A 20,674-nucleotide genomic window follows, 5' to 3' on the forward strand; every position below is an offset into this window, starting at 1 on the left:
GAAGCCGGTCTCTCCTTCGCTCGAAGAGGCTCCTAGAGGATCGGCGTTCCCGGAACGAAGGCGTCGAACGCGGCCCAGAACTGGGCGCGGAAGATGTCCTTCTCCATCATCAGCTCGTGGCGGCTCGCCGACACCACCACGTGGGCGCCGGCGATGAGCCGGGCCGAGAAATGCTCGATGGCGCTGTTGGACACCAGCCGGTCGCCCCCCGCGGCGATGATGAGCAAGGGCTGGCGGATGCGGCTGATGGTGTCCGGATGCGTCAGCTCGGCCATGGCCGCATAGGCGGCCGAGAGCCAGCCGATGGTGGGGGCGCCGAGGTCGAGGGCGGGATTGGCGCGCACCAGCTCCTGCGTCCGCTCGAACCGCCGCCGGTCCGAGGTGCACGGATTGCCCTCGAAGCGCAGGCGCGAGAGCGGCCGGCCGCGCCCGCCCGGCACATAGGCGCGGGCGAAGCCCACATGCGCCAGCAGGGTCGCTGCCGGCTGCACGATGGCCTGCAGCGGCACCACCGCGAGATCGAGCATGGGCGCGCTCAGCACCATGCGATCGAACCAGCGCTGGCCCTCCAGCACCGATTGCAACAGAATGGTGCCCCCCATGGAATGGGCGAGCGCGAAATGCGGCGGCGGGCAATCGGGCAGCAGCACCTCGCGGGCGAAGGCCTCAAGGTCCAGCTGGTAGTCCGAGAAGCGGGCCACGTGCCCCTTCAGACGGTTGCGCAGGAGGCGCTGGGAGCCGCCCTGGCCGCGCCAGTCCAGCATGGCCACGGCGAAGCCCCGCGAGCGCAGCTCGCGCACCACCTCGAAATACTTCTCGATGAACTCGGCGCGGCCGCCGAAGAGGGCGACCGTGCCCTTCGCCGCGCCGTCCGGCGTCCACCGGGCGAATCGCAGCCGCACCCCGTCGGCGGCGACGACCTCGCCGGCGACGCAGCCGTCGGGCACCGGATGGCTTGGAAGGGCGAACAGGGTCATGACGGCTCGTGCGGCGGACAGGGCGGGAGGTCGGGAGGGTTACACGCTCGCCGCACCCTCCACAATCGCGGGGTGAGCGGGGCGCTCCGTGTTGCCGGGCCGTTCGCGCTCAGCGCCGCCGGCCGAAGCCGATCACCTGCATGCCGCTGATCTCCCCGCTCGCCGCATCCACCACGAGGCGGACCCGCTCGCCGCGCGGGCCGGTGGCCTCGGCGAGGAAGGTGCGCCCGCGCTGGCGCACGTCGCTCACGTCGACGAAGCCGCGGGCCTTCAGGGTCGCTTCCACCTCGGCCGGGCCAAGGGGCGCGCGGGCCGGCGGCTGGCTCTGGTAGGGCTTGTAGGGGTCGGGCCGGCTCAGGGTGAGGGCGGAGGGGGGCGGGGTCGGGCCGGTGTCGTCGGCGACGCGGATGCGGCCCGGGCTCATCTCGGCGGCGGCGAAGGGGCGCCCGCCGCTCCCCGGCGTGAACGACCCGGTGCCGAACGGCGACGGCCCGAGCAGCGTCATCCCGACGATCACCGAAACGGCTGCCGCAGCGACCCGCATCGCCTGGCTCCCTCCCTCCCCGCCACATCGGCGGATGGAGCGTGCTTGGTTCGGCAAAGTGTAGGAGCCGCGCTTGAACACAGCCCGACACCAGCGTTCATCCCGTGTTCAGGAAAGCGGCGGGCGCCGCCCTTGACGCCCCGAAGGGACCTTCCCACATCGAAGGTGGCGCCGGGCACTCGTGGCGGCGCCAGATCCGGACCCGGCTTCAGGCGGGTTCTGCATGTCGCTTCAAAGGAGGATATGCCATGCGTACGTTTGACCTTGCTCCGCTGTATCGCAACACCGTTGGCTTCGACCGGCTGTTTTCGCTGCTCGATTCCGTGGGTGGAGTCGATGCGGCTCCCACCTACCCGCCCTACAACATCGAGCGGACCGGCGAGAACGCCTACCGCATCACCGTTGCCGTGGCGGGCTTCACCGATGCCGAGCTCAGCATCGAGGTGAAGGAAAACACCCTCACCCTCAAGGGCGAGAAGAAGACGGCCGAGGCCTCCGAGGCCGGGCAGATGCTCTATCGTGGCATCGCGGCGCGCGCCTTCGAGCGACGCTTCCAGCTCGCCGACCATGTGGAGGTGAAGGGCGCGGTTCTTGAGAACGGGCTGCTGCACGTGGATCTCGTGCGCAACATTCCCGAGACCAAGAAGCCGCGCGCGATCAAGATCGCCACCACGTCCGCCGGAGAGGCCCCGAAGACCATCGAGGGGCCCGCCGAGGCGGCCAAAGCGGCCTGAGGCGTCCCGGCCTGAGGCGTCCCGCATGGCGCCTCCCCATGACGGCGATCCGAGGATCGCCCGAGTGACGGTGATCTGACGATCGCTCCGGCGATCGGGCGGGCGGAGCATCCTCCGCCCCTCCACCGGCGGCGCCCAAGGGTGCCGCCGTCTGCATGCCGGGGGCTTGATCTTCGGCGGAAGGCGCGGGAGGAGGGGGCCTTGCGCAGGCGGTGCGGCATCCCGCAGGCCTGCCGCCCCCCGCACGCCGCAGGAAGGTTTCCGCCTTGGCCCCGTCTCCCCGCAAGGTTCTCATCACCACCCGCCTTTTCGACGCCGCCGCCGCCCGCTATCTGGCGGAGCACGGGTGCGTGGCCGTGCCGTCCGGCCTCCCGCCGGACGCCCTGGACACGCACATTCCCGACGCCGATCTCAACAGCCTGCTGGCGGGCGCCGAGGGCTGGATCGTCGGTCAGCGGGCGGTGACGCGGGACATCCTTGCGGCGCACCCGCAGTTGAAGGTGATCGCGCGGCGCGGCGTCGGCCATGACCGGGTGGACGTGGCGGCGGCGCGGGACCTCGGGCGCATGGTCACCATCGCGGCGGGGGCCAACGACGCCGCCGTGGCCGATCACACCCTCGCCCTGATCCTCGCGGTGCTGCGCCGCTTGAAGGAAAGCGGCGCCGCCATCGCCGCCGGGGACTGGCGGGCGGTGAGCGGCTTCGACCTCACCGGCAAGACCGTGGGCCTCGTCGGCCTCGGGCGCATCGGCCGGGCGGTGGCGCACCGCCTGCACGGCTTCGAGGTGAAGGTGCTGGTGGCCACCCGCACCCCGGACCCCGACTTCCCCTTCGTCAGCTACGTGCCGCTGCCGGAGCTCATCGCCGAGAGCGAGGTGGTGAGCCTGCATGCGCCGCTCGCGCCGGAGACCCGCCACATCATCGACGCGGCGGCCCTCGCGGCCATGAAGCGGGGGGCGATCGTGGTGAACACTTCGCGGGGCGGGCTCATCGACGACAAGGCGCTGCTCGCGGCGCTGGATGCGGGGCGGATCGGCGGGGCCGGGCTCGACGTGTTCGAGGCCGAGGTCGATCCGGCGCTGCTGCCGGTGGCGGCGGCGCTGGCGGCGCGGGCGGACGTGGTGGCCACGGCCCACGCCGCCGGCTCCAGCGCCGAGGGCCTGGCCCGCGGCAACCTCATCTCCGCCCGCTGCGTGGTGGCCGGGCTCGACGGCCTGCCCCTGCCGCCCGGCTGCCTCGTCACCGCGCCCTGATGCTCATCCGCCGCTGATGGCGGTGAGGATGAACACGTCGGCCCCCGGCGCCAGCGGCGTGTCGAGCCGCGCCCGCCGGCCGGCCACGAACACGTTGATGTGGCGGCGGACGGCCGGGGTCGTGTCGCACAGCCGGTCGCGCATGCCAGGCCAGCGGGCCTCGAGCGCGTCCATCAGCGCGGCCACGTCCGCCGCGACGATCTCCACATAGGTCGCGCCGTCCGGAAACAGCCGCGCGAGGTGGGCCGGCAGGCGGACCCGCGCGGGAGCCGGGGGCGGGGAAGGCAGTGCGGGAGCCACGCCTCACGCCTCCAGCACGAGGGTCTCCACCGAGGAAATGGTGGGCAGGTGCTCGGCGACGCGGGTCCAGCTCTCGCCCTCGTCGGCGCTGGCATAGAGCTCGCCGGAGCCGGTGCCGAAATACACCCCGGTGGGCTCCATGGGATCGGTGGCCATGGCCTGCCGCAGCACGTTGAAGTAGGCATTGTGCTGCGGCAGCCCGCGGCGCAGGGCGGTCCAGCTCGCCCCGCCGTCGCGGGTGCGCCAGACCGCCGCCTTCGCCTCCGGCATGTAGCGGCCGGCGGTGTCGCCGTTCAGCGGCACGAGGTAGAGCGTCTCGGGGTCGCGCGGATGGGCGGCGGCGGGAAAGCCGAAGCTCGAGGGCAGGCCCTGCTCGATGCTGGCCCAGGTCTGGCCGCCGTCGTCGGAGCGGTACATGCCGCAATGGTTCTGCTGGTACAGGCGATGGCGCAGGCCCGGCGCCTTCACCACGCAATGCACGCACTGGCCGTGCTCGGGATAGTTCTGGCCTTCGGGCATGTAGTCGGCGCGGGTACCGGAGTTGCGCGCGCTCCAGGTGCGGCCGCCGTCGGCGCTGTGGAAGACGCCGGCGGCGGAGATGCCGACCCAGACCGCATCGGGATCCTCGGGATCGAGCACCAGCGAGTGGAGGATCAGCCCGGCGCCGCCGGGATTCCACTCCGGCCGGGAGGGGTGCTTCTGCAGCCCGTCCAGGTGGGTGAAGCTCGCGCCGCCGTCGTCGGAGCGGAACAGGCCCGCCGGCTCCACCCCCGCGAGGACCGTTCCGCCGGCGCCCGCGGCAAGGCTCCAGACCGCCTTGATGGGGGTTTCGCCCTCGGCATAGGCGAGGCCGCGGCTCGAATGGGTCCAGGTGGCGCCGAGATCGTCCGACTGCCAGACGGCCGGCCCGAACCATTCATTGCCGCCGCCGGCATAGATGCGGCCGGTGGTGGCGTCGCCGACCACATGGTTCATGGGCCATGTCTCGCAATAGGGGCCGCGCAGCGCCCAGGTCCGGCGGCCGGCGTCGCTCTCCAGGATGAACGCACCCTTCTTGGTTCCGAGCAGTACGAGCACTTTCTGCGCCATTCTTCGGCTCCCTGGCTGTACGGGTCCCCGCGTCAAGGACGCGCCACCGGGCGGCGTTCCGACAGGGGAAAATATTTTCGCCCGGAGGCTTTCAAGGAGATGGCTGACGATTTATGATATTCGTCAGTTCTAAGGAGAGTGCCCGTGAACATCAGGGTGAAGGAGACGGCGGACGAAACCCGCGAGCGCATCGCGCGGACAGCGGAAGAGCTGTTCCGCCGCATGGGCTTCGCCAAAACCGCGGTGGCCGACATCGCCGCCGAGCTCGGCATGTCGCCCGCCAACGTCTACCGCTTCTTCCCGTCCAAGACGGCCATCGTCGACAACATCTGCACGCGCTGCCTGCTGGAGAGCGAGGCGGTGGTCGCCAAGGTCATCGCCGCCGACGGCACGCCGCAGCAGCGCATCATGGCCGCCTATCTCGCCATCCTGCGCTACCACAAGGAAAACTTCCTCGCGGAGCGGCGCGTGCACGACATGGTGCTGGTGGCCATCGAGAACAATTGGGCCGCCATCGAGGCGCACAAGGCGCGCATCGGCGCCATGATCGCGACGGTGCTGGCCGAGGGCATCGAAGCCGGCGTTTTCGTGCCCCATGACCCGAGGGCGGCCAGCCAGATCATCCTCGGCGCCTGTGTGCGGTTCTGCCATCCGGTGATGGTGGCCCAGAATATCGACGAGGATCTGGAGGCCGGCCTCGAAGCCAGCCTGACGTTCATCCTGCGCAGCATCGAGGTGGAGCGGACCCCCTTCGCCTGACGGCGGAGTGATCCGATCGCCTTCGTGCGCCGGTAAAATGATGATCATTGATTTTCATCAGCGTTGAATCATAACGTCTCAATTGACAGGACCCTGCCATGCCCCCCGTCGCTCCCTGTCTGCCGTCCCAGCCGCCGCGCCGCCTGCGCGCGGGATGGATCGCCGCCTCGCTCGCGATGCTCGCGCCCCTGCTGAGCGCCTGCGGCGAGGAAACCGCGGCGAAGGTGCCGCAGGATGCGCCCGCCGTGGTGGCGCGGCCGGTGCAGGTGACGACGGTCGCCCTCCGCCCGCGCGACACGCAGAAGACCTTCGTCGGCGTGGTACGGGCGCGGCGGGAGATCGATCTCGCCTTCCGCGTCGGCGGCAAGGTGGTGCAGCGCAAGGTCGAGGTGGGGGATCGCGTGGCTCCCGGCGACGTGGTCGCCCGCATCGATGCCGAGGATTTGCGGCTGGAGCTGGAGAGCGCCCGGGCCGAGTTCGCCGCTGCCACCGCCAACCTCGCCCAGACCACGGCGGAGGACGGGCGCTATCGCTCCCTGTCCGCCAAGGGCGTCGCATCCACCGCCGACCTCGACCGCAAGTCCCTCGCGCGGGAGGAGGCGGTGGGCCGTCTCGAACGGGCGAAGAGGTCGCTGGAGCTGGCCGAGAACCGGCTCTCCTATGCCGACCTCGTCTCCGACGCCGCCGGCGTGGTGGTCGCCACCTCCACCGAGCCGGGGCAGGTGGTCTCGGCCGGCCAGACCATCGTGCGGGTCGCCCGCCTCGACGAGAAGGAGGCGGTGGTCGCCCTGCCGGAGACGGCGCTAGCCGACGCCCGCGCCGCCGACGCCTTCGTCACCCTCTGGGCGGAGCCCGGCCGGCGCATCAAGGCCACCCTGCGCGAGCTGTCGCCCCAGGCCGACCCGACCTCGCGCACCTATCCCGCCCGCTTCACCCTGGAGGGCGCCGACGAGACCGTCGCCCTCGGCATGACCGCGACGGTGACCCTGCATCCCAAATCGGCGGGGGACGTGGCCCGCCTGCCTTTGTCGGCGGTGATCGACCGCGGCCACGGCCCGCAGGTGTTCGTGGTGGAGGCGCCGGACCGCACCCTCGCCGCCCGGCCGGTCGAGATCGCCGCCTATACCGAGGATTCGGTGCTGGTCAGCGCCGGCCTCGCTCCGGGGGAGAGCGTGGTGACCCTGGGGGTGCAGACCCTGCTGCCCGGCCAGAAGGTGCGCACGGCGCAGGTCTCCGCCGCCACCGAGCTGACCCTGCGCGGCGCCGAGTCCGGCCGGAAGGGGACGCAGCCATGAGCGCGCAGGACTCCCCCGGCGGCGCCACTCCCGAGGCCGAGGCTCCGGCCACGGGCTTCAACCTCTCGCGCTGGGCCATCACCCACCGCACCCTCACCCTGTTCGCCATCCTCCTGCTCGCGGCGGCGGGCGTCTTCGCCTATGTCAATCTCGGCCGGCAGGAAGACCCCTCCTTCACCATCAAGGTGATGGTGGTGCAGGCGGCCTGGCCGGGCGCCACCGCCTCGCAGATGCAGGAGCAGGTGGCCGATCCCATCGAGAAGAAGCTCCAGTCGATGCCGCATCTCGACCGGATCGAGAGCTACTCGCGCCCCGGCGTGTCCTTCGTGCAGGTGATCCTCGCCGATTCCACCCCCGCCCGCGAGGTGAAGGACCTCTGGTACCAGGTGCGCAAGAAGGTCTCCGACATGCGCGGCGACCTGCCGGCGGGGGTCGTCGGGCCCGGCTTCGACGACGAATATGGCGACGTCTATTCCGCCCTCTACATGCTGAGCGGGGAGGGGGCCTCCCCGGCCGAGCTGAAGCGGCAGGCGGAGATCATCCGCCAGCGCCTCCTGCGCGTGCCGAACGTGGAGAAGGTGGACCTCATCGGCGAGCGGCCCGAGCGCATCTATATCGAGTTCTCCCACGCGCGGCTCGCCACCCTCGGCATCACCCCGGCGCAGATCTTCGACAGCGTCGCCCGGCAGAATGCGGTGGTGGCCGGCGGCGCGGTGGATACGCGGGCGGACCGCATCAACCTGCGCCTCACCGGCGCCTTCACCGGCGCCGAGGCCATCGCCGAGGTGCCGGTGGCGGTCGGCGGCTCCCTGGTCCGGCTCGGCGACATCGCCACGGTGAAGCGGGGCTACGAGGACCCGCCCGCCTTCCTGGTGCGCCAGCACGGCCATCCCGCCCTCGGCATCGGCGTCGCCATGGCCCAGGGCGCCAACATCCTCACCCTCGGCAAGGACCTGAAGGCGGCCATGGGCGAGGCCGTCGGCGAGCTGCCGATGGGCATCGACGTGGCGCAGGTGGCCGACCAGCCCCACATCGTCGGCGAATCGGTGGGCGAGTTCCTCAAGACCTTCGCCGAGGCCCTCGTCATCGTGCTGGTGGTGAGCTTCCTGTCGCTGGGGTTCCGCACCGGCATCGTGGTGGCGCTCTCCGTGCCGCTGGTGCTCGCCATCGTCTTCGTGGTGATGTTCGCGTCCGGCATGGACCTCCACCGCATCACCCTCGGCGCGCTCATCATCGCCCTCGGCCTGCTGGTGGACGACGCCATCATCGCCATCGAGATGATGGTGGTGAAGATGGAGGAGGGCTGGGACCGCATGCGCGCGGCCACCTTCGCCTGGACCTCCACCGCCTTCCCCATGCTCACCGGCACCCTGGTGACGGCGGCCGGCTTCCTGCCGGTGGGCTTCGCCAAGTCGTCGTCCGGCGAATATGCCGGCGGCATTTTCTGGGTGGTGGGCATCGCCCTGATCGCATCGTGGTTCGTGGCGGTGATCTTCACGCCCTATCTCGGCACGGTGCTGCTGCCCGACATGAAGAAGGCCGGGCACCACGAGATGCACGACGGCCGGCTCTATCGCATCCTGCGCCGGGTGCTGGAGGCGTGCCTGCGCCACCGCTTCATGGTGATCGGGGCGACGCTGGCCTTGTTCGCCGGCGCTGTGGTCGCCTTCGGCTTCGTGCAGCAGCAGTTCTTTCCCACCTCCACCCGGCCCGAGCTGTTCCTGGAAATGCGCCTGCCCGAGGGCACGTCCATCACCGTCACCGAGGCCACGGCGAAGAAGGCGGAGGCGCTCATCGGCGACGATGCCGACGTGGCGACGGCGACCACCTATGTGGGCCGCGGCGCGCCGCGCTTCTGGCTCGGCCTCAATCCGGTGCTGCCCAACCCCAATTTCGCGCAGATCGTGATCGTGGCGAAGGACATCGAGGGCCGCGAGCGGCTCAAGGCGCGCCTCGACGCCGCGGTGGCGCAGGGTGTTTTGTCCGAGGCGCGGGTGCGCGTGGACCGCTTCGTCTTCGGCCCGCCGGTGGGCTTCCCGGTGCAGTTCCGCGTGGTGGGGGCCGATCCCCTGATGGTGCGCGACATCGCCGAGAAGGTGCGCGTGGTGATGGCCGCCGACAAGGACACCATCGATCCGCACCTGAACTGGGGCGAGCAGGTGAAGTCCATCACGCTGGCGGTGGACCAGGACCGGGCGCGGGCCATCGGCACCACGCCCCGCGACCTCGCCGAAACCCTGCAGACCCTGCTCTCCGGCTATACGGTGACGCAGCACCGCGAGGGCAACCTTCTCATCGACGTGGTGGCCCGCGCCGTGCCCGAGGAGCGGGTGGACCTGGAGCACCTGGCGGCGCTCACCGTCACCACCCGCAACGGGGCGGCGGTGCCGCTGGGGCAGGTGGCGCGCATCGCCTACGCCCATGAGGAGCCCATCCTGTGGCGGCGCGACCGGGACCTGGTGCTCACCGTGCGGGCGGACGTGAAGGACGGCATCCAGCCGCCGGACGTCACCACCCGCCTGCTGCCGAAGCTCGACGCCCTCAAGGCCGAGCTGCCGCCGGGCTATCGCATCGAGACCGGCGGCTCCATCGAGGAGAGCGCCAAGGCCAATGCCTCGCTGGCGGCGGTGTTCCCGGTGATGATCATCGTCATGCTCACGTTGCTGATGATCCAGCTGCAGAGCTTCTCGCGGCTCGCGCTGGTGCTCGCCACGGCGCCTCTGGGGCTGATCGGGGCGGCGGCGGCGCTGCTCATCGCCGCAAAGCCGTTCGGCTTCGTGGCGCTGCTGGGGCTCATCGCGCTGGCCGGCATGATCATGCGCAACACGGTGATTCTCGTGGACCAGATCGACCACGACATCCGTGACGGGCACACCCCGCACCGGGCCATCGTGGACGCCACCCTGCGCCGGGCGCGGCCGGTGGTGCTCACCGCGCTGGCGGCGGTGCTGGGCATGATCCCGCTGGCGGAGAGCACCTTCTGGGGCCCCATGGCCGTGACCATCATGGGCGGCCTGCTGGTGGCCACCGTGCTCACGCTGCTGGTGGTGCCGGCGCTCTATGCCACCTGGTTCCGCGTGAAGGTGACGCAGGACCACGACTTGCCGGCCGGCGCGGCGCAGCCGGCGGAATAACGCGTCGCGTCGCGACGCCCCCCGATGCCCCGGCGCCCCCCGGGGCGGCCCTTCCGCCCGTCCCTGGCCACGCCCCCGGCCGCGGCCGGGCGGGAGGGCACTTTTCGCGCGGACCCTTCGCCCCGCCGGCCTGCCGGCGGGGCTTTGGAACCTCAGCCCTGCTTGTCGCGCAGGGTGAGGCCGAAGAGCAGCGTGCCGACGCCGTTGACGACCAGGTCCACGCCGAGGAACAGGCCGAGGATGTAGACCGAGTTCACCGGCCAGCGGGCGATGATGATGAGGCCGAGCAGCAGCGTCACGATGCCCGACACCACGATCCATCCCCAGCCCTTGCCGGGGCGCGAGCCGAGGCCGGCGAAGATGCGGAAGATGCCTTCCACCGCCAGGGCCACGCCAATCATGAGCGTGAGCACGCCGGCGCCGAGCAGCGGGTTGTACATGATGAGCCCGCCAGCCACGATGTAGAGCAGGCCGGCGAGGAGCCAGTAGAAGAAGCGGCCCCAGCTCTGCACGCGGAAGGCGTGGATGACCTGCACCACGCCGGCCACGAGCACGAACGCGCCCACATAGATGACGGCGGCGATGTTGAAGATGAGCACGTGGGCGAGAGCCACGAAGCCGAGCAAGATAAAGGCGATGCCCAGCACCACGAACCAGCCCCAGTTGGCACGGATGGCGTGCAACTGGTCGGCGACGGCGGATGCGGGGGACGTGGGTGCGGTGGCAGGCGTGGACATGGGGCCCCTCCAGTCGACATGAGGACTGAGGCGCGCATCATATCGAAGACGCGGGGCACGGTAAGGGGCCGCAGTCTCCGGGGAATTGCGGATGCACGGCGCGGCCCGGCGCGGGCTGGCTCCGGCACGGGTGGAGCTTGTCCTCGCCAAACGAGAAACGCCGCGCCAAACGGAAAACGCCGCCCGGCCGGGAGCGGCGGGCGGCGCTTCGTGTGATTCGCGGCCGGCGGGCGGGTCGCCGCCGGGCCTGATTCGGTCGGTTCCGGCCTAGCGCCCGGCGGAAGCGGTGGAGACCGCCGGCGCGGAGCCGGCCGCATTGGCCTGCGGGCTGTTGCTGGCCTTCGGCATGATGACCACCTTGGTGCCGACCTTGACGCGGTCGTAGAGGTCTTCCACGTCCGCATTCAGCATGCGGAAGCAGCCGGAGGAGACGAACTTGCCGATGGTCTGCGGCTCGTTGGTGCCGTGGATGCGATAGACCGTGCCGCCGAGATACATGGTGCGCGCGCCGAGCGGATTGCCGGGGCCGCCCGCCATGAAGCGCGGCAGATAGGGCTGGCGCTGGATCATTTCCGACGGCGGGCGCCAGTCGGCCCATTCCTTCTTGGCCGTGACCTTCTCGGTGCCGGCCCAGGTGAAGCCCTCGCGGCCCACGCCAATGCCGTAGCGCACGGCCTTGCCGCCGCCGAGCACGTAATACAGGTAGGTGTTGGGCGTATCGATGACGATGGTGCCGGCCGGCTGCGTGGTCACGTAGTCCACGGTCTGGCGGCGGAAGCGCTCCGGCACCGGCTCGGTGGGATCGATATTCTCGATGCGCGGTCCGGACGGCGCCTCGGTGGTGCCGGGCACGACGCCGGTGTTGGGCGCGTAGACGCCGGCCGGCGGCGGGCCGGCGTTGATGCTGGCATAGATGGCGTCCTGGTCCACCGCGGCGCGGGGCGGGGCGCCATAAGCGGGGGCGTCGCCATAGGCCGCCTGGGGCGGCTGGCCATAGCCAGGCTGCTGCGGCGGCTGGCTGTAGACCGGCGGCTGCTGCTGCGCGGACTGACCATAGCCGGGCTGCGCCGGCGGCTGGCCGTAGCCCTGATTTCCATAGGCCTGGTTGCCGTAGGGCTGCACCGGCGCGGGCGGATTGCCCGGCTGCGGCGCGACGGCCTGGGGGCTGCGCCCATAGCCGGGCTGCACCGGCTGCGGATAGCCGGACTGGGCCGGTGCGCCATAGGTGGCCTGTGGGGCGGGCGCCTGGGGGTAGGTCGACTGGGGCTGGCCGCTCGGCGGCGCGAGGTCGGTGCGCTCCACCTGGTCGCGACGAACCGGGGCCGGGCGGGAATAGGGATCGGAATAGCCGGGCGGCGGCTCGCCATAGCCGCCGACGGAGCCGGGCGGAAGGGTGCCGGTCTCCTCCTCGTCCGCCCCGTTGTCGGGCAGGCTGTAATTCGTGCCGTAGGCGCCCTGGCCGAAGGCGGGCGCGGTGAGAACGGATGCCCCGAAGGCGGCGAGGAGAAGTGTGTGGCGCAGGGTCATGTCTGAGGTGTTAACCGTGAAACGTGACGAAATTGGAAACGGTGTGCGGAATATTTCGCACCCCGAAGCGGTATTTCAGTATGGTTCACCGTGCGCTGCAAGGGCGCGCGCCAAGCGACCCTGACTAGCGTGTATTCCCCTGCGCACCGGCGTGCAATGGCACTGCGCCGCGCGCCGCGCTTCGTGATCGACCCGGCCGGCCACGCCGCGCCTCCCGCCGGAATTTAGGCTTGATGGGGGTTCCAGAAAGATATAAAGATATCCTTATGTCTAATCGCCGCGCCGGTCAGCCTCTTTCCTTCTCCGCGGTCCTTGAGGGCCTCAAGGCGGCGGGCGAGGACACGCGCCTGCGGCTCGTCGCCGTGCTCGCCGAGGCGGAGCTGACGGTCTCCGACCTCACCGACATTCTCGGCCAGTCGCAGCCGCGCATCTCCCGGCACCTCAAGCTGCTCGCCGAGGCGGGGCTGGTGGAGCGCCATCGCGAGGCGAGCTGGGTGTTCTACCGCCGCGCCTCCGAGGGCGAGGGCGGGGGCATCGTGACGCAGCTGCTCGACCTGCTCGACCGCGACGATCCGGTGCTCGCCGGCGACCGGGCGCGCCTCGACGCGGTCCGCGCGGCGCGGGCGGCCGCGGCGCAGTCCTATTTCGCCGCCCATGCCCGGCAGTGGGACGAGATCCGCCGGCTGCACGTGCCCGAGGCGGCGGTGGAGGCGGCCATGCGCCAGGCGCTCGGCGGCGCGCCCATCCGCTCCCTGCTCGATCTCGGCACCGGTACGGGGCGGATGCTGGAGCTGTTCGCCGGCGACATCGAGCGTGGCATGGGCATCGACCTGTCGCCGGACATGCTGGGCGTGGCCCGCAACAACCTGGAGCAGGCGGGCGTGCGCAACTGCCTGCTCCGGCAGAGCGACATCTACGCGGTCCCTGCCCCCCGCGATGCGTTCGACGCGGTGATCGTCCACCAGGTGCTGCATTATCTGGACGACGGCGGCCGGGCCCTGCGGGAGGCGGCGCGGGTGCTGCGTCCCGGCGGGCGGCTGCTGGTGGTGGATTTCGCCCCCCATGCCCTCGAATTCCTGCGCGAGGCCCACGCCCACCGCCACCTCGGCTTTCCGCGCGAGACGGTGGAGGGCTGGCTCGCCGACGCCGGCCTCGACCTCGTCTCGTTCCGCACCCTCACCCCCGCCGGCGGACCCGGGGAAGGGCTCACCGTATCGCTCTGGCTGGCGCGGGACCCGCGTGTCCTCATGGCCGGGGCCGACCTTGTCGACAGGGAGATTGCCTGATGATCACGTCCTCGCCGACCCCGCTGCGCGCCAGCCGGGAGACGGGTCGTCCGCCGGTGTCGGTCTCCTTCGAGTTCTTCCCGCCGAAGAATGAGGAGATGGAGAAGACGCTGTGGGCGTCGGTCGGCCGGCTCGCGCCGCTGTCGCCGTCCTTCGTCTCCGTCACCTACGGCGCCGGCGGCTCGACCCGCGAGCGCACCCACGCCACCGTCGAGCGCCTCGCCCGGGAGACGGCCCTGTCGCCCGCCGCGCACCTGACCTGCGTCGCCGCGACCCGGGACGAGGTGGACGAGGTGGTGCGCGCCTACAAGGCGGCCGGCATCAACCACATCGTCGCCCTGCGGGGCGATCCGGTCACCGGCGTCGGCACCCGCTACGAGCCGCATCCGGACGGCTACGCCTTCGCCAGCGACCTGGTGGCCGGCATCAAGCGCATCGGCGATTTCGAGGTGTCGGTCTCCGCCTATCCGGAGAAGCACCCCGAAAGCGCCAGCCTCGATGCCGACATCGACGTGCTCAAGGCCAAGGTGGATGCCGGCGCCACCCGCGCGATCACCCAGTTCTTCTTCGAGAACGACGTCTATTTCCGCTACCTCGACAAGGTGCGGGCGCGCGGCATCGACATCCCCATCCTGCCGGGGATCCTGCCAGTGACCAATTTCAAGCAGGCCTCCAACTTCGCCACCCGCACCGGCGCCAGCGTGCCGGCCTGGCTGCTCAGGCGCTTCGAGGGGCTGGACGACGATCCCGAGACCCGCAAGTTGATCGCCGCCGCGGTGGCGGCCGAACAGGTGACGGACCTCGTTGATCGCGGCGTCACGGATATCCATTTCTATACCCTGAACCGCGCCGACCTCGTTTATGCCATCTGCCACCTCCTGGGCCTGCGCCCGCAGGCGGACGGGGTGCCGCAGGCGGTCGCGGTCTGAGGAGAGACGACGATGGCAGGGGAACCGCAGAGCCAGGTGCTGAGCCTGCTCCGGGAGATCCGGGCGAAGCTGGAGGGTCACGACCCGCGCTTCGATGGTGTCGACAAGAAGCGCGACAGCCTCCGGCAGGCGATCAACGGGGAGAGCGTGCTCGGTCGCTACGCCGCGGCCGAAGTCGAGGAACGCTTCGATGCCATGGAAAAGCGCCTCGCGGCGCTGGAAAAAGGCGCCGGCAAGAAGCCGCCGCCGCCGCGCAAGCCCAATCCCTGACCGATCGCCGCGGGCAGCGCCAGGCTGCCCGGCCCGCCCCTCCGGCCGAGGGCGCACAGCCTTTCGAGAAACCCAGCCATGAGCCCCACAAAGACCACCTCCGCCCTGAAGCAGGCCGCCGCCGAGCGCATCCTCGTGCTGGACGGCGCCATGGGTACCATGATCCAGGGCCTCAAGCTCGACGAGGCCGGCTATCGCGGCGCGCGCTTCGCCGACTGGCCGTGCGACGTGAAGGGCAACAACGACCTGTTGAGCCTCACCCAGCCGGACGCGGTGCGGGCCATTCACCTGGAATATTTCCGCGCCGGCGCGGACATGGTGGAGACCAACACCTTCTCCGGCACTTCCATCGCCCAGGCCGACTACGGCATGGAGGAACTGGTCTACGAGCTCAACTTCGAGAGCGCCCGCCTCGCCCGCGAGGCTGGCGACATGGCGCAGGCCGAGGACGGGCGACCGCGCTTCGTCGCCGGCGCCTTCGGCCCCACCAACCGCACCGCCTCCATCTCGCCGGACGTGAACGACCCGGGCTTCCGGGCGGTGACCTTCGACGAGCTCGCGCTCGCCTATGGCGAGCAGGCGCGGGGCCTCGTGGACGGGGGCGCCGACATCCTGCTGGTCGAGACCATCTTCGACACGCTGAACGCCAAGGCCGCCGTCTTCGCCATCGAGAAGCTGTTCGCCGAGCGCGGCATCCGCCTGCCGGTGATGATCTCCGGCACCATCACCGATCTGTCCGGCCGCACCCTCTCCGGCCAGACGCCCGCCGCCTTCTGGTACTCGCTGCAGCACGCCAAGCCCTTCTCCATCGGCCTCAACTGCGCGCTGGGGGCAAGGGAGATGCGGGCCCATGTGGCGGAGATCGGCCGGGTGGCGGACACCCTGGTCTGCGCCTATCCCAATGCCGGCCTGCCCAACGAGTTCGGCCTTTATGACGAGAGCCCCGAGGCCATGGCGGAACTGGTGGGCGAGTTCGCCTCGTCCGGCCTCGTCAACATCGTCGGCGGCTGCTGCGGCACCACGCCGGCGCACATCCGAGCCATCGCGCAGGCGGTGAAGGGCAAGGCGCCGCGGGCCATCCCCGAGATCCCGCCGCGCCTGCGCCTGTCGGGGCTGGAGCCGTTCGAGCTGACGCCGGAAATCCCCTTCGTGAACGTGGGCGAGCGCACCAACGTCACCGGCTCGGCCCGTTTCCGCAAGCTCGTCACCAACGGCGATTTCCCCGCGGCGCTGGCGGTGGCGCGCGACCAGGTGGAGAGCGGTGCCCAGGTCATCGACATCAACATGGACGAAGGCCTGCTCGACAGTCAGGCGGCCATGATCACCTTCCTCAACCTCGTCGCCTCCGAGCCGGACATCGCCAAGGTGCCGGTGATGGTGGACAGTTCCAAGTGGGAGATCATCGAGGAGGGGCTGAAGCGCCTGCAGGGCAAGGGCATCGTCAACTCCATCTCCATGAAGGAGGGCGAGGACGCCTTCCGCGAGAAGGCCCGCCTCGTGCGCAGCTACGGCGCCGCCGTGGTGGTGATGGCGTTCGACGAGGAGGGCCAGGCCGACAGCTTCGAGCGCAAGACCCAGATCTGCGCCCGCGCCTACCGCATCCTCACGCAGGAGCTGGGCTTCCCGCCGGAAGACATCATCTTCGATCCCAACGTGTTCGCGGTGGCCACCGGCATCGAGGAGCATTCGGGCTATGGCGTCGCCTTCATCGAGGCGACGCGGTGGATCCGCGCGAACCTGCCCCACGCCCACATTTCCGGCGGCGTCTCCAATCTGTCCTTCTCGTTCCGCGGCAACGAGCCGGTGCGCGAGGCCATGCACGCGGTGTTCCTCTATCACGCCATCCAGGCGGGCATGGACATGGGCATCGTCAATGCCGGCCAGCTCGCCGTCTATGACGAGATCGAGCCCGGCCTGCGCGAGGCCTGCGAGGACGTGGTGCTGAACCGCCGCGCCGACGCCACCGAGCGCCTCCTGGAGATCGCGGAAGGCTTCAAGGGTGCCGCCGGCAAGGAGAAGAAGGAGGCGGACCTCGCCTGGCGCTCCTGGCCGGTGGACAAGCGCCTCGCCCATGCTTTGGTCAACGGCATCACCGATTTCGTGGAAGCGGACACCGAGGAGGCGCGCCAGTCGGTCGCCCGTCCGCTGCACGTCATCGAGGGCCCGCTGATGGCCGGCATGAACGTGGTCGGCGACCTGTTCGGCGCCGGCAAGATGTTCCTGCCGCAGGTGGTGAAGTCCGCCCGCGTGATGAAGCAGGCGGTGGCCTACCTCATGCCCTTCATGGAGAAGGAGAAGGAGGAGATGGGTATCACCTCCGCCTCGGCCGCGGGCAAGATCCTGATGGCCACCGTAAAGGGCGACGTGCACGACATCGGCAAGAACATCGTCGGCGTGGTGCTCCAGTGCAACAATTACGAGGTCATCGACCTCGGCGTCATGGTGCCCACGGCCAAGATCCTGGCCACCGCGAAGGCGGAGAACGTGGACGTGATCGGCCTTAGCGGCCTCATCACCCCCTCGCTCGACGAGATGGTGACGGTGGCTGCCGAGATGGAGCGCGAGGGCTTCTGCGTGCCGCTGCTGATCGGCGGTGCCACCACCTCGCGCGTCCATACGGCGGTGAAGATCGCCCCGCGCTACGATCGCGGGCAGGCGGTGTACGTCACCGACGCCAGCCGGGCGGTGGGCGTGGTCTCGAACCTGCTGAATGCCGAGACCAGGGGCGCGTACGTGGCCGACATCCGTGCCGAATACGCCAAGCTCGCCGAGGCCCATGCGCGGGCGGACGCCAACAAGCAGCGGCTGTCCATCGCCAAGGCCCGCGAGAACGCGGTGCGGCTGGATTTTTCCGCCTATGCGCCGCCCAAGCCGGCCTTCCTCGGCACCGAGGTGTTCGAGGATCACGACCTCGCCGACCTCGTGCCCTATATCGACTGGACGCCGTTCTTCCAGTCCTGGGAGCTGACCGGCCGCTATCCCGCCATCCTCGAGGACAAGGTGGTGGGCGCGCCGGCCCGCGCCCTGTTCGAGGACGCGCAGGCGATGCTGAAGAAGATGGTGGAGGAGAAGTGGGTGTCGGCCCGCGCCGTGGTGGGCTTCTGGCCCGCCAATGCGGTGGGCGACGACATCCTCTTGTTCCGCGACGACACCCGCAAGACGCCGCTCGCCACCCTGCACACCCTGCGCCAGCAGCTGGCGCGGCGGGAGGGACGCCACAATCTGGCGCTGTCCGATTTCGTCGCGCCGCTGGAGAGCGGGGTCGCCGATTACGTGGGCGGCTTCGCCGTCACCACCGGCATCGGCGAGGAGGAGCGGGTGGCGGTGTTCAAGGCCGCCAACGACGATTATTCCGCCATCCTGCTCAAGGCCCTGTGCGACCGCCTCGCCGAGGCCTTCGCCGAGCGCATGCACCACCTGGTGCGCACTAGGCTGTGGGGCTATGCGGCCGATGAGGCGCTGTCCAACGAGGACTTCATCGCCGAACGCTATCGCGGCATCCGCCCGGCGCCGGGCTATCCGGCCCAGCCCGACCACACCGAGAAGGAAACCATGTTCCGCCTGCTCGACGCCACGGCGAAGGTGGGCATCCACCTCACCGAGAGCTTCGCCATGTGGCCGGGGGCGGCGGTCTCGGGGCTGTATTTCTCCCACCCCGAAAGCGCCTATTTCGGCGTCGGCCGCATCGAGCGCGACCAGGTGGAAGACTATGCCCAACGCAAGGGCTGGACCCTGGAGGAAGCCGAGCGCTGGCTGGCGCCCATCCTCAACTACGACCCGGCGCGGGTCGCGGCGGCGGAGTAGAGCCGGGCGCCGGTTGATCGCAGCCCCGCGCCCCGGACGCATTCCGCCGCGTTCCAGTCGGCTGGGACACGAAAGCTTGGCCCACCAAAGCTTGGCCATGGTCGTTCTGGAGGCGAGAGCGGGATCCGCCCGGCCGCTCCTGCCTTTCGGTCTCCTCGCGGTGTCATCGCCCGGCTTGTCCGGGCGATCCACCCTTGTCGCTCACGTGCCTTGTGCCGCCATGGCGCGTGAGCGACAAGGGTGGATGCCCCGGGCGAGCCGGGGCATGACGGGTGGCCAAGGGCCCCTCAGGCCGCCGCCAGCTCGCCCGCCAGCGCCTTGCGGATCAATTCGCGCGTTTCCGCCACCCCGTAGATCTCCACGAACGAGCCGAAGCGCGGTCCGCGCTCCAGCCCGAGCAGCACCTGGTAGAGGGTGTTGAACCACTCGATGGACACGCCGGGCCGCTCGGGGTGGCGCCCTTGGCCTTCATGTCCTGGTAGCGCGCGATGGGGCGGGCCACGTCGTAGAGGGCGTTCTGGATGTCGTCCGAGCCGGCGCCGGCGGGCAGGTCGGCCAGCGCCGCATCCAGCGTCTCCAGCGCCTGCCGCTCGACCTCGTCCGGCTTGCGGAACACCTTGTTGGGCTTCACGAAATCGTGGAAATACTTCACCGCATAGCCCACCAGCTCGGCGAGCTTGGGGTGGGTCTCGGCGGACACCCCCGGCACGTGGCGCCGCAGGAAGCCCCACAGCACGCTTTCGTCCTCGGTGTTGGAGGCGGAGGCGAGGTTGAGCAGCATGGTGAAGGACACCGGCATGTCCACCACCGGCGGCTCGCCGGCATGGATGTGCCACACCGGGTTGCCGAGGCGCAGCTTCCAGTCCTGCGCCGGATACTTGGCGAGGAAGCCAAAATAGTCGTCCACGTTGCGCGGGATGACATCGAAATAGAGCCGCTTCCCGGAGCGGGGCGACTGGAACATGAACAGCGCGAGGCTTTCCGGCGAGGCATAGCTCAGCCAGTCCTCGATGGAGAGGCCGTTGCCCTTGGACTTGGAGATCTTCTGCCCCTTCTCGTCGAGGAACAGCTCGTAGTTGAACCCCTCCGGCGGCTCGCCGCCGAGGGCCTTGGCGATCTGGCTGGAGAGCTTGACCGAATCGATGAGATCCTTGCCGGCCATCTCGTAATCGACGCCCAGCGCCACCCAGCGCATGGCCCAGTCCGGCTTCCACTGCAGCTTGCAGCCGCCGCCGGTGACCGGGACCGTGACCTTCTCGCGGGTTTCGGGGTCCTCGTAGGTGACGGTGCCATGCTTCACGTGATGCTCGAGGATCGGCACCTGGAGCACCCGGCCGGTGCGCGGGCAGATGGGCAGGAAGGGGGAATAGGACGCCGCCCGCTCCTCGCGCAGGGAGGGGAGCATGACGTTCATCACCTTCTCGTAGTGGTGCAGCACCTTGAGCAGGGTCGCGTCGAACCGGCCGGACAGATAGCAGTCGGTGGCCGACATGAACTCGTACTGGAAGCCGAAGGCATCGAGGAAGGAGCGCAGGCGCGCGTTGTTGTGCTCGCCGAAGCTGTCATGGGTGCCGAACGGGTCCGGCACCTTGGTCAAAGGCAGGCCCAGCGCCTTCTGCAGCATCTCCTTGTTGGGGACGTTGTCCGGCACCTTGCGCAGGCCGTCCATGTCGTCGGAGAAGGCGACGAGGCGGGTCTTCACCTTGTCCTCGGTGAGGATGCGGAAGGCGTGGCGCACCATGGTGGTGCGCGCCACCTCGCCGAAGGTGCCGATGTGCGGCAGGCCCGAGGGGCCGTAGCCGGTCTCGAACAGCACCTCTTCCGAGCCGCGCGCCTTCGGGCTGCGCTTCAGCCGCTCCACCAGCTTGCGCGCCTCCTCGAACGGCCAGGCGGTGGCGGTCTCGGCGACGCGCTTCAGCTCGCCGGCCAGATCGGCCGGGTTGGCAAAGGCGGGCGAGGCTTCGGGCGAGGACATGGCAGGCTCCGGAAAAGGAGCGCGAACTTAGGAACGTCCGAACGGGGCGTCAACGCGGCCG

The 20,674-nt window shown here is 70.1% G+C and carries 15 protein-coding genes and 1 pseudogene; 9 read left to right on the plus strand and 7 right to left on the minus strand.

The window, feature by feature from the left end:
• Positions 1-32: 32 nt before the first annotated feature.
• Complete coding sequence (locus EZH22_RS10945; RefSeq protein ID WP_203195654.1) at positions 33-977, minus strand: alpha/beta fold hydrolase; 945 nt, start codon at positions 975-977, stop codon at positions 33-35.
• 109 nt (positions 978-1,086) lie between these two features.
• The gene (locus EZH22_RS10950) at positions 1,087-1,521 is read right to left on the minus strand and encodes a hypothetical protein (RefSeq protein WP_203195655.1); all 435 of its coding nucleotides are present in this window, start codon (positions 1,519-1,521) and stop codon (positions 1,087-1,089) included.
• A gap of 248 nt (positions 1,522-1,769) precedes the next feature.
• On the opposite strand from EZH22_RS10950, the gene EZH22_RS10955 reads away from it, so the two are divergent.
• Together EZH22_RS10955 and EZH22_RS10960 are read left to right on the plus strand one after the other, a co-directional pair.
• Positions 1,770-2,255: an Hsp20 family protein gene (locus tag EZH22_RS10955; RefSeq protein ID WP_203195656.1), complete on the plus strand. Its 486-nt coding sequence runs from the start codon at positions 1,770-1,772 to the stop codon at positions 2,253-2,255.
• Between the two features lie 266 nt (positions 2,256-2,521).
• Positions 2,522-3,508: an NAD(P)-dependent oxidoreductase gene (locus tag EZH22_RS10960; protein ID WP_203195657.1), complete on the plus strand. Its 987-nt coding sequence runs from the start codon at positions 2,522-2,524 to the stop codon at positions 3,506-3,508.
• A 3-nt stretch (positions 3,509-3,511) separates the two neighbouring features.
• Here the strand turns inward: EZH22_RS10960 and EZH22_RS10965 are convergent, their stop codons facing one another.
• Positions 3,512-3,808, minus strand: coding sequence for a MoaD/ThiS family protein (locus EZH22_RS10965; RefSeq protein WP_203195658.1), 297 nt, complete (start codon positions 3,806-3,808; stop codon positions 3,512-3,514).
• Positions 3,809-3,811: 3 nt separating this feature from the next.
• On the minus strand, positions 3,812-4,897 hold the full coding sequence (locus EZH22_RS10970; RefSeq protein WP_203195659.1) for a WD40/YVTN/BNR-like repeat-containing protein: 1,086 nt from the start codon (positions 4,895-4,897) through the stop codon (positions 3,812-3,814).
• Between the two features lie 144 nt (positions 4,898-5,041).
• Here EZH22_RS10970 and EZH22_RS10975 point away from each other — a divergent pair, with 144 nt between their 5' ends.
• The 3 genes from EZH22_RS10975 to EZH22_RS10985 all read left to right on the plus strand — a co-directional run bounded on the left by EZH22_RS10975 (position 5,042) and on the right by EZH22_RS10985 (position 10,085).
• On the plus strand, positions 5,042-5,656 hold the full coding sequence (locus EZH22_RS10975) for a TetR/AcrR family transcriptional regulator (RefSeq protein WP_203195660.1): 615 nt from the start codon (positions 5,042-5,044) through the stop codon (positions 5,654-5,656).
• A gap of 98 nt (positions 5,657-5,754) precedes the next feature.
• Complete coding sequence (locus tag EZH22_RS10980) at positions 5,755-6,951, plus strand: efflux RND transporter periplasmic adaptor subunit (protein ID WP_231711421.1); 1,197 nt, start codon at positions 5,755-5,757, stop codon at positions 6,949-6,951.
• On the plus strand, positions 6,948-10,085 hold the full coding sequence (locus EZH22_RS10985) for an efflux RND transporter permease subunit (protein WP_203195661.1): 3,138 nt from the start codon (positions 6,948-6,950) through the stop codon (positions 10,083-10,085). The genes EZH22_RS10980 and EZH22_RS10985 overlap by 4 nt, the downstream gene beginning before the upstream one ends.
• A 152-nt stretch (positions 10,086-10,237) precedes the next feature.
• Here EZH22_RS10985 and EZH22_RS10990 read toward each other — a convergent pair whose 3' ends face one another.
• Positions 10,238-10,822 carry an HdeD family acid-resistance protein gene (locus EZH22_RS10990; RefSeq protein ID WP_203195662.1) on the minus strand — a complete coding sequence of 195 codons (585 nt, stop codon included), beginning with the start codon at positions 10,820-10,822 and terminating at the stop codon, positions 10,238-10,240.
• A gap of 267 nt (positions 10,823-11,089) precedes the next feature.
• Positions 11,090-12,349: a L,D-transpeptidase family protein gene (locus EZH22_RS10995; protein WP_203195663.1), complete on the minus strand. Its 1,260-nt coding sequence runs from the start codon at positions 12,347-12,349 to the stop codon at positions 11,090-11,092.
• Between the two features lie 266 nt (positions 12,350-12,615).
• Between EZH22_RS10995 and EZH22_RS11000 the strand changes: the two genes are divergently transcribed.
• The 4 genes from EZH22_RS11000 (at position 12,616) to metH (ending at position 18,638) form a co-directional block, all read left to right on the plus strand.
• Positions 12,616-13,635, plus strand: coding sequence for an ArsR/SmtB family transcription factor (locus EZH22_RS11000; RefSeq protein WP_203195664.1), 1,020 nt, complete (start codon positions 12,616-12,618; stop codon positions 13,633-13,635).
• Entirely contained in the window at positions 13,635-14,564 is a 930-nt protein-coding gene (metF, locus tag EZH22_RS11005; RefSeq protein ID WP_203195665.1) for a methylenetetrahydrofolate reductase [NAD(P)H], read from the plus strand. The genes EZH22_RS11000 and metF overlap by 1 nt, the downstream gene beginning before the upstream one ends.
• A 12-nt stretch (positions 14,565-14,576) precedes the next feature.
• A complete protein-coding gene (locus EZH22_RS11010) occupies positions 14,577-14,834 on the plus strand; it encodes a hypothetical protein (RefSeq protein WP_203195666.1) in 258 nt (85 codons plus the stop codon).
• Positions 14,835-14,912: 78 nt separating this feature from the next.
• Positions 14,913-18,638 carry a methionine synthase gene (metH, locus tag EZH22_RS11015; protein WP_203195667.1) on the plus strand — a complete coding sequence of 1,242 codons (3,726 nt, stop codon included), beginning with the start codon at positions 14,913-14,915 and terminating at the stop codon, positions 18,636-18,638.
• Between the two features lie 287 nt (positions 18,639-18,925).
• Here the strand turns inward: metH and EZH22_RS11020 are convergent.
• Positions 18,926-20,613: pseudogene (locus EZH22_RS11020) on the minus strand (lysine--tRNA ligase).
• Positions 20,614-20,674 lie beyond the last annotated feature (61 nt).

This window comes from Xanthobacter dioxanivorans, assembly GCF_016807805.1.
Lineage (GTDB): Bacteria > Pseudomonadota > Alphaproteobacteria > Rhizobiales > Xanthobacteraceae > Xanthobacter > Xanthobacter dioxanivorans.